6 protein-coding genes are annotated in these 16,960 nt (G+C 42.9%); all 6 read right to left on the bottom strand.

Annotated elements, in window-relative coordinates:
* Positions 1-30: 30 nt before the first annotated feature.
* A complete protein-coding gene (locus tag E4635_RS07490; protein WP_135526010.1) occupies positions 31-1,020 on the bottom strand; it encodes a TauD/TfdA family dioxygenase in 990 nt (329 codons plus the stop codon).
* 2 nt (positions 1,021-1,022) lie between these two features.
* On the bottom strand, positions 1,023-5,684 hold the full coding sequence (locus E4635_RS07485; protein ID WP_135526009.1) for a non-ribosomal peptide synthetase: 4,662 nt from the start codon (positions 5,682-5,684) through the stop codon (positions 1,023-1,025).
* 81 nt (positions 5,685-5,765) lie between these two features.
* A complete protein-coding gene (locus tag E4635_RS07480; protein WP_135526008.1) occupies positions 5,766-14,465 on the bottom strand; it encodes a non-ribosomal peptide synthetase in 8,700 nt (2,899 codons plus the stop codon).
* Between the two features lie 15 nt (positions 14,466-14,480).
* Positions 14,481-15,002, bottom strand: coding sequence for a UpxY family transcription antiterminator (locus E4635_RS07475; RefSeq protein ID WP_135526007.1), 522 nt, complete (start codon positions 15,000-15,002; stop codon positions 14,481-14,483).
* A 662-nt stretch (positions 15,003-15,664) separates the two neighbouring features.
* Entirely contained in the window at positions 15,665-16,495 is an 831-nt protein-coding gene (locus E4635_RS07470) for an alpha/beta hydrolase (protein WP_135526006.1), read from the bottom strand.
* A gap of 31 nt (positions 16,496-16,526) precedes the next feature.
* The gene (locus E4635_RS07465) at positions 16,527-16,946 is read right to left on the bottom strand and encodes an OsmC family protein (protein WP_135526005.1); all 420 of its coding nucleotides are present in this window, start codon (positions 16,944-16,946) and stop codon (positions 16,527-16,529) included.
* Positions 16,947-16,960 lie beyond the last annotated feature (14 nt).

Below are 16,960 nucleotides of genomic sequence, written 5' to 3'. Positions count from 1 at the left end.
ATAGTGCGTTTTTGCAGCAGGATGAGTAAATCAGGAAATGGACACAATGATTTTCCTGGCACCTTTGTATGGGTTCCTGCCATGGGAGAAAAGGTAATTGTCCAAAAACAGGACATCACCGCTGATCCATGGGAATTCGGTCGTAGCCTTTTGATAAGCTGCTTTTACTTCTTCGATTTCTTCCTTCGAAATTTCGGAACCATCGCCAAAAAAAGTATTGTTAGGCAGTTCGTCATCGGAATTAAGCGATTTCAAAAAGGCCTCGTCCAATAAGTATTTGTTAAAGAACAAACTATGGTTGAACCAGGTCAGTTCGCCGGTAACCGGATGCTCCCAAATGGCCTCTTTGCGCCAGGTCAGCACCAATTCGTTGTCGTTTACCCATTCGAAATCAATCCCGTTGGCCGTACATTCGGCTGAAACCTGCTCCTTGTCCGTAGTCTGGAAAACTTCCTGCCAGGCCAAACCTAATACGCCGTTAAGGTTCCTTCTGTATAAAACCCCTTTTTCCTTGAATTTTTTCCGCAAAGGCTCACTGATATAACTAAGGACCAACCTGTTGTCGGCAATAGGCGTTTCCCCGCGGTATTCTGCAGCGGTCACGCAACAAAACACGATCCGCTGCGGGGAATGCACAGCATACGAGTTCTCGCTGTGCATGTTGATGCTCTCGTCTTCCGGATATGTTGTAGAAACGTATACATTGTCTCCCAGTTCGAACCTTGGCGAAGAACGGAATTTGTATTCCAGCAGTTCTGTTGGGAAGATGGACATCAGGTCCTGGAATTTCTCTACGGAATTGATATTGAAATCGCGGAAAAGTATCGCTCCGTATTTCGTAAGGTCCTTGTTGAATTTTTCGTTGTTTTCGGTAAACCAGTTTTTTAAACTGTACCCCGAATTGACAGGAGTGATAACTAAAGGGAATGTTTGGCCTTCAAAGAAAAAGGTTTTAACATCTTCTTCCGGGTTGATTTTCTGGGCCGATTGATTCTTTAATGTGCTTATTCTGTTCATCATGGTTAGATCTTTAAAAAGTCAGACATTCTGTTTATATTTCTCTTTTTGGTTTCTTTTTTTGATGCTGTAAATTCGTTCAGGGCCATAGCCGGATTTGCAAAAGCCTTGTTCCAGATTTTCTCGAAATCGCTAAAAATCCGTTCTATCTCAAAAGCTTCAAAAATGTCGGTATTGTATTCGATAGTTAATCCCAATGGGCCGCTTTCGTTAAAAACAAAATTCAGGTCGAACTGGGCCGCTTCCTTTTCGATTTCGAACCTTTCAATTTCAAAAGCCTGGAAGGCGGAATAATCGATAATCTTATTTTCAGCGTTCAGGCTCATCATAACATCAAACAATGGCGAACGGCTGGCATCTCTGTCCAGGTCCAATTTTTCAATCAGGTCGATGAGCGGATAATCCTGGTGCCTGAACGAATGGAGCAAGTTGTTTTTCTGCCTTTGCAGGAAATCTTCAAAAGTACCTTCCGCTTCGATGCGTGACCGTATCGGTATGATATTCAGGAATAAACCTATCAGGTTTTCCGTATCCGGGTGGTTCCTTCCGGCAAGAGGTGTCCCGATGATGATGTCCTCCTGGTTGGAATACGTGTAGAGCAATACATTTACGCCCGAAAGCAATGCCATAAACAGGGTAATGTCCTGGTTTTGTGCAAATGCTTTTAATTCATTGGAGAATTCATAGGAAAACTGATGGCTTTTTTTGCCTCCGTTGAATGTTTTAGTCAATGGGCGGTCTTTTAGGCTCGGAATAGTCAAAACAGGCAACGTACCTGTAAACTGTCCAAGCCAGTATGCTTCAGATTGTAGGTAATCTTCTTTTTGGCCATTTCTCCAGGAAACAAAATCCTTGAATTGGATGTCCAACTCCTGTAGCCCAATTTCCCTTTGGTTTGTCAGGCTGTTGTAGGAACGCAGTACTTCATTGATGATGATTTCCAATGACCATCCGTCACCGATAATATGATGCATCGAAAAGAAGACCAGATGCTCGTTATGGTTTGTTTTGATTAAGGAAACTTTTAGCAGCGGCGCTTTCTGAAGGTCAAAAGGAGCTTCGTTGGCCGCATTGATATATTGTTTTATGGCATGTTCCTTATTTTCTTCCGAAAGGAATTCCACCTTTTCGATATTCAGGTGAACGGTACCTTGGCCCGCAATAAACTGTTCGATGGTACCTTTTTCATTCCATTGAAAAGTTGTCCGTAATATTTCATGGCGGTTGAGTAACATTTGAAAGGACTCTTCGAGTTTATCCGTGTCCAGGGCTCCTTTTATTTTTACGGCAATGGAAATGTTATAGGCCATCGTGCCTCCTTCAAACTGGCTTAAAATCCATAATTGCTTTTGGGTGGAAGATATCGGGTAGGAAACAGATTCCGGGGCTTTGGGTATGCTTTGGTAATCGAAATCGGTAAGTTTCCCGGACAATCCTTCTATTGTAGGATGGGAAAAGAAATCCTTGAAGGAAATGTTTTTGTGTAACTGTTTCTGGATTTTATTCATCACCTGGAGCAAAATCAGGCTGTGTCCTCCCAGTTCAAAAAAATTATCGGTTATGCCTACCGTATCTAAGGATAAGATTTCTTTCCATATCGTTGCGATCTCTTCTTCGAGGGAATTCCTTGGTGCCACATATTCCCGGCGGATCAGGTCATCACCGTTTACATCCGGCAGGGCCTTTCGATCTGTTTTCCCGTTTGAAGTTAGCGGCAAACTATCCAAAGCGATATAAAAAGCCGGGACCATATGCTCCGGCAGCCTCTCCTGAAGATAGGTGCGAAGTGAAGATTTGTCTATAGCTGTACCGCAAACATAATAGCCTACCAGCACTTTCTCCCCGTTCACTTCTTTGACATCTGCTATTGCCTGAAGCATCTCTTGGGAATACTCCAAAAGGGCAGCTTCGATTTCTCCCAATTCTATCCGGAATCCGCGAATTTTCACCTGATGGTCTATCCTCCCGATATAACCAATGTTGCCATCTGCCAGCCAATAGGCCAGATCGCCCGTACGGTATAAAAGTGTCTCGGGATGAAAAGGATGGGGCACAAATTTTTCCCTGGTAAGTTCCGGTTGGTTCAAATACCCGGAAGACAATCCTTCGCCTGAAATACAGAGTTCGCCGGCAACACCTATTGGAGCCAATTGAGTCGTTCCGGGTTCCAGGATATACACCTGCCTGTTGGCAATAGGTTTCCCAATAGGAATGGCCGTTTGGAGGTTTGTCACCGGATAATAGGTAGCACAAACCGTACTTTCTGTTGGGCCGTAGGTATTATACACCGCTACCTTATCCCATAAATTATGGATATATTCAGGTTTTAATACATCTCCTCCGCTAATAAGGGCTCTTATGGCAAGATTATAGTTCCCGTAGGCATTGTTCAAAAACTGAAGGGCATACGGATTGGTACTTAAAACAGTGATCTTATGTTGCTCGCACAAACGGAACAAACCTTCAAAATCGCTTTTCGTTTCATACGATACCAATGTCCCGCCGCTTATCAGGATGGGGAAAATTTCTTCTATGGAAGTATCAAAAGAGATACTGGCCTGCTGTACAATACTGTCTTGTGCCGTTATCTCAAAATAAGTTTGAAACGTGGTGGCATAATCCGCTAACGAAGCATGCGTGATTTGGACACCTTTAGGTTTTCCGGTAGATCCGGAAGTGTATATGATATAGGCTAGATCTTCCGGTGTGGCTTCAGAAGCATACTTTGGAGGATAACCATGCATTCGGTCCTTGCATTCTTCCAATACGGCATTTGTAATGATTAGCCTGCAGTCGCTATCTTCAGAAATATAGTGTTTCCTTGTTTCCGGATACGCCGGGTCTATAGGAACATACACCGCACCTGTTTTTAGGATAGCCAGCATTGTAATGATCGTCCAGGAATTCCTTTCCAGCGCGATTCCGATAAAATCCCCTTTGCGGATGGCAAAACGGTTTTCCAAATGATGGGCCAGGCGGTTACTGTATTCTTCCAAAAAAGCATAACTGGTTTCTTCGCCTTGGTAAATCAGTGCGGTTTTATTGGGGTTCTTTTCGGCTATTGCACTTATAAGGTGTACAACCGTTTCAGATGGCCCGCAAGAAACAGGCGGCGTATTAAATTCGGTCAGGAGTTTATTTTTTTCTGCAGGAGTTACCATTTCAATGGTATGAATAGCTTGATCCGGTTGCTGCATCCCTGTTTTTAGGAATGCTTCAAAATGATGCAAAAGGGCTACGATAAAACCTTCCGTATAAATATCCGTATTGTATTCTACGCTTAAGGACAAGCCTTCTTCTTTTTCCACAAAAACAAAACTGATATCCAGCTGGCTTACACCTCTTTCTATTTCGGTATATTCCGATGCGGTAACGCCATTGATGCCTTTCTGATCGTTAATTTCCATTCCTTGGTGGTTCTGCAGCAGCACCATAATATCAAACAAAGCGGACCTGCTCTGATCTTTTGGAAGCGACAAATGATTGACTAAGGCCGTAAACGGGTATTCCTTGTTTTCATAAGCCTTGAGAAGTGTTTGCTTCTGCTTTTGCATCAAACTCAGGAAACTGTCCTCTTTTTCAAATTGCGCCCGGATGGGCAGCGCGTTGGAATACAACCCTATCTGATGTTCAAGATCAGCGTGTTCCCTTCCGGCAACCGTAGTCCCAAGTGTAATGTCGTTTTGCCCTGTATACCTGGAAAACAACCCGCTCAATCCTCCTGACAAAAGCATGAACAAGGTCATTTGATGTTCCCTGGCAAAATTGATCAGTGCTGCGGAAAACGGCTTCGGGAATTCGTGCTGATGGATGCGCCCGGTATAGGTTTTTACTGCAGGGCGTTTCCCTTGGACCAGATCCAGGCCTACCGGTTTGGTGGCAAACTGTTGTTTCCAATAGTCCAATTTAGCTGCATATTCCGGCTGGGAAAGTTTTCCGGAAAGCCACTCGCTGTAGTCTTTGTATTGCAAGGCCAGAGGAGTCAACGGTATTGCTGTTTCACTAACCAGGCTGTTGTAAGCCAGCATGACTTCTCTGGTAAGTAATTGAAGGGACCATCCATCTCCAATGATATGATGGAGCACAAATACCAAAATATGCGCTGCTGACTTGCTTTTTAATAGTGTGGCGCTTAACAAAAAGTCTTTGCCCAGGTCAAAAGATTTCTGGTATTCCTGCTTGATCTGATCATGGAGCTGTTCTTTCGATAAATGTTGCAAATCCATCGTTTGCAATCTAAAAGTTATCTCCTCTTCAGTCCGGATATATTGCTGTACCTCATCGTTTTGATTTTTCCTAAAAAAAGTCCTCAGGGATTCATGGCGTGCAATGACATATTGGAATGCTTTTTCCAGAAGATTCTTATCCAGCTCGCCCTGTAACTTTAATGTTGCCGTGATATTATAAGCCCTGCTGCCTCCCAGGTATTCGTGTGTGAACCACATGAAATACTGTGTTGGAGTGACCGCATAACTTTCTTTTGCCTCAGCCCGGGGAATCGAACTATTGGCTGTAATGAGGTTGATTAAATACGCCTTATGTGCTGAAATTTCTTCCAGCAGCTCTTTTGTCAATACTCCTTTTGGAGCATTCACTTTAAGGTTTCCTTCGACTATTTTTAGCTGGACTCCTAAAGAAAGGAGTTTGTGTATGATTTCGGTTTTCACAAAAAAAATTTGCTCCCGGAAATTCCCGGAATACGTATGTTATTGTTCTTAAAATGATTGAAGTTTTCTTTCGATTAGTATTTAAAGGATGATTTCGTCCTGGTCCAATTCCCGGTCTGCCGTCTCAAATTCCTGGTTTTGAACCAAAGAAAAATGCAGTAAGGCAGACAAATCTTTGATAGTCAGGGTTTCATATAGGTTCGCTATCGAAAAAGAGGTATTGTAGTTTTTATTGATTTTATTGATCAGGACAACACCTTGCAGGCTGTTTCCTCCCAGTTCGAAGAAATTATCTTCGGTTCCCACAATTCCGATATCCAGTTTCAGCACTTCCGACCAAATAGCAGCCAATTTGCTTTCAATATCGTTTTGAGGTGCTACGTAAGGAACTGTTTTCAGGTCGGAAATGGTAGGATCAGGCAAGGCTTTCCGTTCTATTTTACCGGTTCTGGTCATTGGGAATTCTTCCAAAGTGATATAAAGCGCCGGAATCATATATTTCGGTAATATTTCAGCCAGGAGCGCTTTTATTTTTGCCGTCCCCAGTGTTTCGCTTACTCTTATGTAGGCCGTAATATAACTGTTGCCTTGCATTTCCTTAAGCAACACCACTGCTTCTTTTATGGCTTCGATTTGTTCCAACTGGTATTCTATTTCCGAAAGTTCGATCCGCAATCCGTTCAATTTGACCTGGGAATCCTTACGCTGAAGGAATTCGATTTCACCCGAAGGCAGCATTTTTCCTATATCTCCCGACTTATAGACCCTTCCTTTGCCCGTTGCCGGATCTGTAAGGAAAACTTGCTCGGTAAGTTCCTGCCTGTTCAGGTAGCCCAAAGAAAGATAGTCGCTTTTGAAAACGATTTCCCCTTCCTGATATACTCCAAGCGGCTGGTTGTTTTTATCCCATAGGAAAAGGCTTGTTTCCTGTACGGTTTTGCCCAAAGGCATATTGTTCCTGGTTAATTTGGAAGCATGGTTTAGGAAATTCTGGGCCACGATGGTAGATTCTGTCGGCCCGTAATCGTTGACCAAAAAGGCACCTTCCGTAAAATGTTCCCGGAACAAATCCAGATCAGGCTTATGGCAGGATTCACCACCTAAATCAACCAACCGGACTGTGGTAAGGACTTCATTTTCTTCCAATCCTTTCAGGAAATTCCTGTAAATAGTCGGTACCATATGGATAATGGTGATGTTTTGCGTGAATAGCCATTCGGAAAGCTTGTCAAGCCCGTTTTCGGTTATATCGTAAATGCTGACTGTCGCCCCGTTTAAGATGGCGCCGTAAATATCTTTTACAGAGGCATCAAAAGTATAGGTAGAAAAAACACTTAGATTGTCATTGACGGCAATATGGACATTGTTGGTATACACTCTTATAAAGTGAAGGACATTCCTTTGGTTCTGCAAAACTCCTTTTGGCATGCCCGTTGATCCTGAAGTATACAGGACATAGGCTTCATCTGAAGGTTTTATGCTATTCTCAAGGTTTTCCATTTCCGGCAGGACATAGCTTTCAGGTAATTTTATAACCGATAAATAAGGTAATTCTTCCTGTAATAACCGGGTTTTTTCTTCGGTTGTGCTGTTGCAGATGAGCTGGCTGCATCCTGAATCTTCCATGATATACCGGATCCTGTTTACAGGACTGTTGGCATCTATGGGAACGTATGCAAATCCGGCTTTGAGTACACCCATCATCCCTATAACACAGGTTTCGTTATGGCTCAGAAGCAACGCGATCCGGCGTGTACCTTCCTGGGCTTTTTCGAGTATTTGCTGCGCCAGGTGATTGGCACAATTATTCAGCATATGATACGTAAGCACTGTATCGTTGGCATAAACGGCCGTATGATTGGGGAATTGGGCTACTTTCTTTTCAAATCGGGCGGCAATGCTTTGCTCAATTTCAGCAGCTTCGAAAAAGTCAAAATCATTGGTTGGCCTTGCTGCTGCTTCCTGTTCGATATACTGGTCAAAAAGGGTAATCTCACTTATCTGTTTTTCTTCATTTGCGGTCACCTGATCAATGACAGACAAATAAGCGTCCATCCAATAGGTAATGGTTTCTGGCTTAAAAAGCTCGTGGTCGTAAACACAATTGATGCTGTATCCGTTAGCAAAACTTTTGATATAACATTCGATATCAAATTTCGGGGCAGCTTCCAAAACCTCATGGCTTGGACTAAAGTCCGTAATTGTTTCCAGGGTTTTAACATCGAAATCGACCATATTCAAAAACACCGGGCTTATCGGGAAACGATTGTCTTTCTGAGGGACATTCAGCAGTTCCAATAATTGTTCGAAAGGATAATTTTGATGCACCAAAGCATTTACCAACGTTTCATTAACCTGTTGCAACCAAGTATTAAAAGACATTGTCCCGGCTATCGTATCGCGCAGCATGACCGTATTGATGAAACAGCCCACCAGGTCTTTGAGCTGGTAATGGTTCCTGTTGGCTACCGGGATGCCTACGATAATATCTTCTTCCGAAGTAAGCCTGAACAACATTATTTTGAGTGTCGCCACAAATACCGCAAATGCACTGATGCCTTTTTTGACAAATAGCGTTTCTATTTTTTGCTGCTGTACTTGGGTAACATACACTGTATAGGAAGAGGAATTCGCCTCGTTATTTTTCAGTTTCGCCGTATAATCCGAAGGCAGCGGCAAATATGGCAATGTCCCCGAGAGTTTTTCTTTCCAGTAGTGTTCCGGGACATTCGATACGGATGGCTGCAGCAACCCATTTTGCCATTGCGCGTATTCTTTATATTGTATATCCAGCTGCGGAAGCCCGGCTGTATTCCCGCTAATTACGGCGGCATAAAGTGCCATCAAATCCCTGGATATGATTCCCATTGACCAGCCATCGCTTATACTGTGATGGATATTGAAGAACAAGGTATGGTTTTGCCCCTCTTTTACGATGGCTATTTTAAACAAAGGATACGTTTCGAGATCGAACGCATGCCCGAATACTTCTTTTTTACCTTCTTCTTCTGAGGCCAAAAAAGGTACAGGCATGGTTTGGTGCGGCAGTATCTTTTGTTTGGGGATGCCCGCTTCTTCCGCGAAAACACTTCTCAATACCTCGTGCCGTTCCAGCAAAAGGTTGAACGCTGTTGCAAAAGCACTGGTGTTTAAATGCTCCGGAAGTTCGAAGGTACTGTAAATGTTGAACTCCCTGGATTTTCCCTGGATTTTATACAATAACCAATACCGCATCTGAGAAGGCGATATCTCATAATATTCCTGTGGGGCGGTTTTTTTGATTTCCTGCACTACTGTTGCAGCATCTTGTAACAAAACGGCATGGCTTTTCAGGCTGGTATTGGAATACAGTATTTTAAGATCGATTTGGGCCTTAAATGCTTTTTGGTATTCATTTAGCAATTTCGTCAATAGCAAACTGTGCCCTCCGAGTTCAAAAAAGTCATCGGTAACGCCTATCGCCTGGTGGCCCAGCAATTCCTGCCAGATGCCGACGATTTTGGCCTCGGTTTCATTTCCTGGTGCCACATATTCCTTTTTGAGGATATCTTCCTGGGAAGGTGCCGGCAGTTTTATCCTATCTACTTTCCCATTGGCATTCAACGGCAGTTTTTCAAGAGCGACATAATAACCCGGTACCATATAATCCGGCAAAAGTTCTTTCAGGTAATCCCTGAGTTCTTTTTTATCAATTGTTTCCGAAGCGGTATAATACGCTACAATCGCTTGTTCCTGATAGACTTCTTTTACATCTACCAGCACATCGGAAATGCGAGCACCATATTCCCGGATCACGTGTTCGATTTCTGCCAATTCTACCCGGTTGCCGCGAATTTTCACCTGATTGTCTTTTCTTCCGATGAATTCAAGGTTTCCGTCTGGCAGCCATCTGGCCAAATCTCCGGTTTTGTATAATTTTCCTGTAGCCGAAAACGGGTTGGGAATGAATTTTTCTGCTGTAAGTGCCGGCTGCTGCCAGTATCCTTTTGAAAGCCCGGCCCCGGAAATACACAATTCTCCAATAACGCCCACAGGTTGTAATTTCAGGTTATCGGACAAAATGTAAACTTTTGTATTACTTACCGGCTTACCGATGGAAACTTTTTCCTTTACCGCTTTTTTGCAGTCATAATATGTAGTGACTACTGTATTTTCCGTAGGGCCGTAGTTATTGTACACCTGTAGAGAAGTATGAGTTGCATAATTCAGGCTTTCCCCTCCGGTAAGGATGATGGTTTTCAGTTCCAGGTCTTCTTCTGCCATCATTTCCTGGCATATTTTGGAAGGTAGGTACGTATGTGTTATTTCATTGGTTTTCAGAAAGGACGCTAATAACGAGGTCTGCAAGCGTATGTCCTCATTTTGGATCGGATACAATGTGGCACCCGAAACCAGGTACGGGTAAATTTCCCATACGGAAGCATCAAAAGCCACTCCTGAAAATAACGTTCCCTTACTGGTTTGATCCACGCCATAAGCTTCCTTGTGCCAAAAACAAAGATTGGCCAAACTCTGGTGCGTAATCATTACCCCTTTCGGTTTTCCCGTAGACCCGGAAGTGTAGATGATATAGGCCAGGTCAGTACTTTCGGTTTTTAGTTCCGGTACAACGGAAGGCAATTCTTCCTCGCAATAGAAATCATCCATAAAAGCATCATCTACCACAATTTTGCCACTCACATCCTGCAGGATATCCTTAATCCGGTTTTCGGGATAATTGCTGTCTATCGGTACATAGGCTGCACCGGCTTTGAGGATTCCCAACAAAGCAATAAGCAGGCGTTCCCCTCTTTCCAACAATACAGCCACAACATCATGCTGCCCGATTTTATAATTCAGGATCAGATAATGGGCCAGTTTATTCGACAATTCATCCAGGCCGGCATAACTCAAGGCTTCCCCATTGGCTACGATTGCTGTATTTTGTGGTGTTTTGGACACTTGTTCCAAGAATAGGTCTATTATTGTTTTCCCGGTATCAAAAATAGTATCTGTTGTATTGAAGGTATCCAACAACAGCTCTTTCTCTGTTTCGGAAACCAGTTCTATTTCTTCCAGCTGTATTTCGGGAGTTTTTACGATTTGTGTGAAGAGTTGTTCCAAATGAACCGCAATCCCTTCGATAAACCCGGGCGTATATACATCAGAATTATACAGCAATTCAAGCTGTAATGTTTCTTTTTCTATAAACGTGAATACCATGTCAAACGGAGATACGTTTCGGTCGATAGCCAAATCTTCCATCACCACCCCCGAAGAAAAGGTGTTTGTAAAACCCGATACCTGGTGCTGGTTCTGTAAAACAACCATAACATCAAATAACGGCGACCTTGAAGTATCCCTTGCTGTTTTTAATTGTTCCACCAAAGCATCAAATGGGAAGGATTGGTGCCCGTAAGCCGTGAGAAGTTGTTTTCCTGCTCGTTGCAACAATGCTGAAAAAGTTTCTTTTGGATTGATCGATGTCCTTAAGGCCAAGGTATTGATGTACAATCCTATCTGATGTTCCAGGTCAGGATGTTCCCTTCCTGCAACCGGTGTTCCGATAACAATATCGTCTTGATTGCTGTACCGCGACAATAGTATTTTTACTCCTGCCATCAAAACCGTAAACAAGGTGACACCGGATTCTTTGGAAAGTGATTTCAACGATGCAAGCAGTCCGGCTGGCATCGCAAAGCGGTATTGATTGCCATGGTATGTTTTTACAGATGGGCGGTTGGAATACCCCGGCAACTGAAGCACCGGAACAGTTTCCTGAAATTGGGCGAGCCAAAATTCTTTAGCAGCCCGATAGTTTTCTTTTTGTTGTTCGGAAGCAAGCCAGGCCGCATAATCCTTAAATTGAATTGATTTCCCGCTCAACGGAAGCGCTTTCCCTGACTGCAAGGCATCATAGCATTCCAAAACCTGCGACGTCATCACTTTGAGAGACCATCCGTCACTGATAAGGTGGTGAATCGACAAATAAAACACATATTCTTCCGTGGCTGTTTTTAAGAGCGATGCCCTAAACAACGGTGCTTGGTCCAGGCGGTAACTTTGTGTGTCTTTTTCCCTAATGTATTCCCGCACCAGCAAATCCGGGAATTCGGCGTTGGAAAAATCCCCGGTTTCTATGGTAAAATGAAAATCCTCCTCAGGGATACAATATTGTTGTACAATCCCTTCTTCGTCTTTCCTGAAAACTGTCCTCAGGATTTCATGGCGGGCCACCACCTGCTCAAAAGCTTTGATGAAATGATTACCGTCAACCGTTCCTTTTAAAGTCACCGCACCCGAAATCTGATACGCTGCATTACCGCCTTCCAGCTGGCTTAACAGCCATAAACGGTTTTGTGAAGGTGTCAACGGATAGGAATCGGCTACAGGAACCGATGGAATTGGTAGGTATTCCTGGTCTTTCAGGACTTTCCTTAAATCGCTTAAGGTAGGATTCGTATAAAATACCTTATATGGGACACTTTTATTTAATTTTTTATAAATCGAATTGATCACCTGGGAAATCATCAGGCTATGTCCTCCCAATTCAAAAAAGTGATCGTTCATTCCAATTGGGGAAACGCCTAAAGTTTGTTCCCAAATGGCTACCAATACTTCTTCTACGCTGTCTGCCGGAGCGACATAAGCCGTTTTTTCCATAATGATATCCGCTATTTCCGGAAGTGCTTCTTTGTTTACTTTCCCGTTGGGTGTTAGCGGTATCGCATCCACCTTGACAAAATGTGTAGGGACCATGTAGCCCGGAAGTTGTTTTTCCAGGTATTTCCGCAAAAGCGTTTTATCTGTTGGTGTGTTTTCGACATAATAGCCTACCAGTACATCTTCCTTATTCTTTTTTACCGCTACAACTGCCTGTTGTATGGTTGCAGAAAAAGAAAGGATCACATTCTCGATTTCTCCCAGCTCAATACGGTATCCCCTGAGTTTTACCTGATGGTCTTTCCTCCCGAAAAAAGCAAGATTACCGTCCGGCATCCATTTGGCGAGGTCACCGGTGTCGTACATTTTTGCTGCATTATCGAAAGGATTGTCTATAAATTTTGCTGCTGTAAGTTCCGATTGGTTAAGATAGCCTTGCGCGATTCCGTCACCGGAAAGATAGAGTTTACCGATATTTCCGGCCGGTACCAATTGCCGCTCATCATCCAGGATATAGGCTTGTGTGTTAAAAATAGGTTTCCCCACAGGGATAGACTGATAATCCTTTTCTGCAGATAACCTGTAACTAGTACTATAGGTCGTATCTTCCGAAGGGCCGTACAGATTCCTGATTTCAGCATTGGTTTGCAGTAATTTTTTGGCAATATCCACAGGAAAAGGCTCTCCCGCCAGGTTAATGACGCTAACATTTTCAAGGGAAATACCTGCCTCCAGGACATTCCGGATGCTCGAAGGAACCGTATTAATCAGGATTTTTTGGTCCTGGCCGCTTGTTAATGCCGCTCCGATTTCTAAAGCATTAGCAAGTATCCTTATTTTTTTTCCAACGGAAAGCGGATAAAACATCTCATAAACGGAAAGATCAAAACAATGGGAAGTAGCCGCGTACAGGATGTCAAAACTTTCGGTACGGAATTCTTCCCGGGCCCAATGGATCAAGGCAACCGCATTTTGGTGCGTGATCATCACTCCTTTAGGATTGCCCGTCGTTCCTGAAGTATAAATAATATAAGCAAGGTCATTTGACTGCCTGTTTACCAATGGGTTTTCCGTGGAATAATCCCCGTAGGTTTCCAGGAAGCCCTCATAAGCATCAGCATCGATAATATAAGTGCAATTGCTGTCTTTCTCTATATAAGCGATCCTTTCTTCCGGATAGTTAACATCGATAGGGACATAAGTAGCACCGGCTTTCAATACGGCGAGTATGGCGATAAGCAGTTTTTCGCTTCTTTCCATCTTAACTCCTACAAAATCCCCTTCTGAAATATTTTTTTCCCGGATCAGGAAATGAGAAAGACGGTTGGCCATTTCGTTAAGCGAAGCATACGTATATGCTGTTTGCTGGCAAACGACTGCGATATCCTGAGGTGTTTTCTGTGCTTGTTCTTCTACAAGTCCGGCCAGTGTCATCTCGGTATCATAACTGCCTTTTTGAGGGTTGAGGCCAAGCAGTTGCTCTTTTTCTCCTTCGGAAAGGATCGAAATGGAGGCAATTGGCAGATGGATATTGGTTTCCAGGCTTTGGAGCCATTTTTTGAAATTCATTACAAAATGACCCACAATCGCACGATCAACAAATGCTCCGGCATAATTTGCTGAAATCTTCAAATCTTTGTTTTCCAGTTTTTCAATATGGAATGACAGCCCATGACACAACACATGCCCATCATTTGTAGTACCGTAATTGAATTGGAAAGGAATATGGTTTATGCCGGATATTTGTTCGGTAAAAGCAGCTTCGCAAAAAGGAGCGAAAGTATACACTTCCTCGACTTCCTGCTTGGTTTCCTGTATAAACTCCCGCACCGTTTTTTGAGCAATGGGCCCAAAGGAATAGCACAGCAGGTTTTTTGCCCCGGGCAGAAACGGTTTGGAGGACAAAAGTGTACTATCCTCAAAATAGCGCTGCAGCAGCATGGCGTAAAGTGCCGATAATACCGTGAATTCGGCCACGGTTTTTTCTCCGGTAAGTTTATAGAAATACGAAAGTCCCTGAGCCTCGGCAATTGCAGATTCCGATAAAAGGTTTTCAGGAAAAACCCCTTCGGAATGCACAACTTTACCGGCTTTCTTATGCCAATAGTCCTTGGCTATTTTATCGTGAATGTCTTGCATTATAGAGCGTGGTGCTTAAGCTGTTAATTTGTTGAATAGATAACTCGACGGAACTGTCGCCGTAATGTTTTGCTGTAAAGCTTCTATCTGGACAATTATCTTATGTTCGTTGTTGACTTTTACCACTTTGCAGTTCAGTCCGCTCAACGGGCCGGAAGAGATCTCCATCAGGTCGCCTATTTTAGGCAGCATGTCGCCCACTTCGATATTGGTAATGTATTCCTTATTGATCAAAAGCTTGATCTTGCTTATTTCCTGTTCCGAAATTTTAGCATATTCCATTCCGAATCGGATATACATACAGGCGCCGTTTACAGCTAGTGTTTTATAAAAGTCAAGGGAAGAATTGATATTGACAAAAACATAGGAAGGAAAAAGCGGTTTTTCGACTATTTTTTTCCTGTCGCTCCATTTCCGCTGTTCCTTAATCAGTGGCAAAAAAGCCTCGATGGATAAATTCTGAAGCGCTTCGTAAACCTTCCTTTCGTACCGGGATTTTACATACAGCACATACCAACCATTATGAGTTGCTTTCATAGATAATAAAAAACATAAATTTTAAGTAAAAGCTTCGCTTCCCTTGGTTACAAGAGGAGCTCTTTTTGAAAGAGAAATACAGAGTCCGATGAATTCAAAAAACCAATAAAATTGTAGGTGTAAGAAACGTGTGTTTCTAAATTTTATTAATCTTTTTCGCACTGCAATGATAGGCATTAATTCTTACAAAAAAATAGTTTGGGGATTAAATTATTTGTAAGAATAAAAACATAATATTCCACTAACATCTTTTTAACAAAAACCTTGTCAATGCCTAAAAACAAAGCTATGACCTCTTTTATTATATATAAAAAAAGGCTGGAATGCATTCATTTAAATGCACTTCAAACAAAATGTTAGCGGGGAAATTATGGATAGGAATATGACTTCGGAGCATAGCTACGCTTTCCTTAGTCACATAAGGTTACCATTTCCGAAAGCGGAAAAATTCGCGGTGTAAAAATGGTCTTATTAATCAGAAAAGGATTACGGTTTAACCTTATTTATTGTTAAATTTTATTATTCTTTTTCTTACATTTATAATGCTTTGAAAATCAAGGCATAATCTCTTTCCAACTGCTTTTTCACCTACAAAAAAACCCGGTACAAGACCGGGTTTCAGAGGTAAAAAACCATAAAGGCAATCGGATTATTTTGCTTCACTATTCTTTTTTTGAGGCGGCCACGATTACTTTGACAACCAATTCGGGCTGCGAGATAAACACAACATGGCTTCCTTTTATTTCGGTAATTTTCGCGCCGGAACGTTTGTACATGGTCCGCTGGATGTCTGGATTGATGCTCTTATCTTCCGTTGCTACAATCCCATAAGATGGTTTTTCGTGCCAAGCTGCCTGTGTAAGTGGTGTTACAAATCCTTTGGCATGGAACGCGCCTTGGGAAGCATACATGAAATCGGCATCTGCCTTGCTGATATCGGCACAAAAACCCGCGTGGTATTTGGCTTGGTCATAATAAACAATGCCTTTGGCGTCCGGGGCCAGGATTCCATTTTCAGGAGCTGGCGGGGCTTTTTGCACCCATGTCAATACAGATTCGCCATTATCCGGCTGAAATGCCGCTACGTATACCAAAGCAGCCACTTTCGGATGGTTCCCGGCTTGCGTAATTACAGCTCCGCCCCAGGAATGGCCTACCAATATTGTGGGCCCGTCCTGTTTATCCAATACCGCATTAGTGGCTGCCACATCATCTTCAAGCGACGTCAGCGGGTTTTGTACAATCGTTACATGGTATCCTTTTTGGGTTAAGATCTTGTAGAGTCCTTTCCAGCCGGAACCGTCGGCAAAAGCGCCATGGACCAAAACTACATTCTTAACCGGTGCTGTGGTTTGTGCGTAGGAAGTCATCGATAAGAGACTAAAAATAAAGGCTGCGAACAGGAAAAAGTGTCTACTCACTCTTTTTACATTGCTTTTTTGGTGTTTGTGAATCTCCGATTTCAATTGTTGTTTTATAATTGTTGTTTTCATTGTTTCTGTTTTTTATAGATTTGTACTTAAATTAAGCTAACAGTTCCACCGATAAGGTAATTTCGGCATTGAGCAGTTTTGAAACAGGACATATTTCCTTGGCTTTTTGTGCTGTTTTTTCAAAGGCATCAGCTGTAATGCCCGGAACGCTTCCTTTGAGGATCAGTTGGATCAGGGTAATGGTGCCTTCTTCAAATGTAACTTTGGCTTCTGTATTCAAATCTTCGGGAATAAATCCGGCTTCGCTCAAAAGGAAGCTTAACTGCATGGTGAAACAGCCGGAATGCGCTGCGGCAATCAATTCTTCAGGATTCGTGCCCACCCCTTGGTCAAATCGTGTCTTGAATGACAATTGGGCGTTGTCTAAAGTTGTGCTTTGGGTACTGATGGTTCCTTTTCCTTCCATTCCCGTACCTTTCCAGTTTGCGTTTGCTCTTCTTGTAAATTTCATGATCTTGTTTTTTT

Source organism: Flavobacterium humi, assembly GCF_004745595.1.
GTDB lineage: Bacteria > Bacteroidota > Bacteroidia > Flavobacteriales > Flavobacteriaceae > Flavobacterium > Flavobacterium humi.
This window is presented reverse-complemented; position numbering and strand designations above follow the sequence as displayed.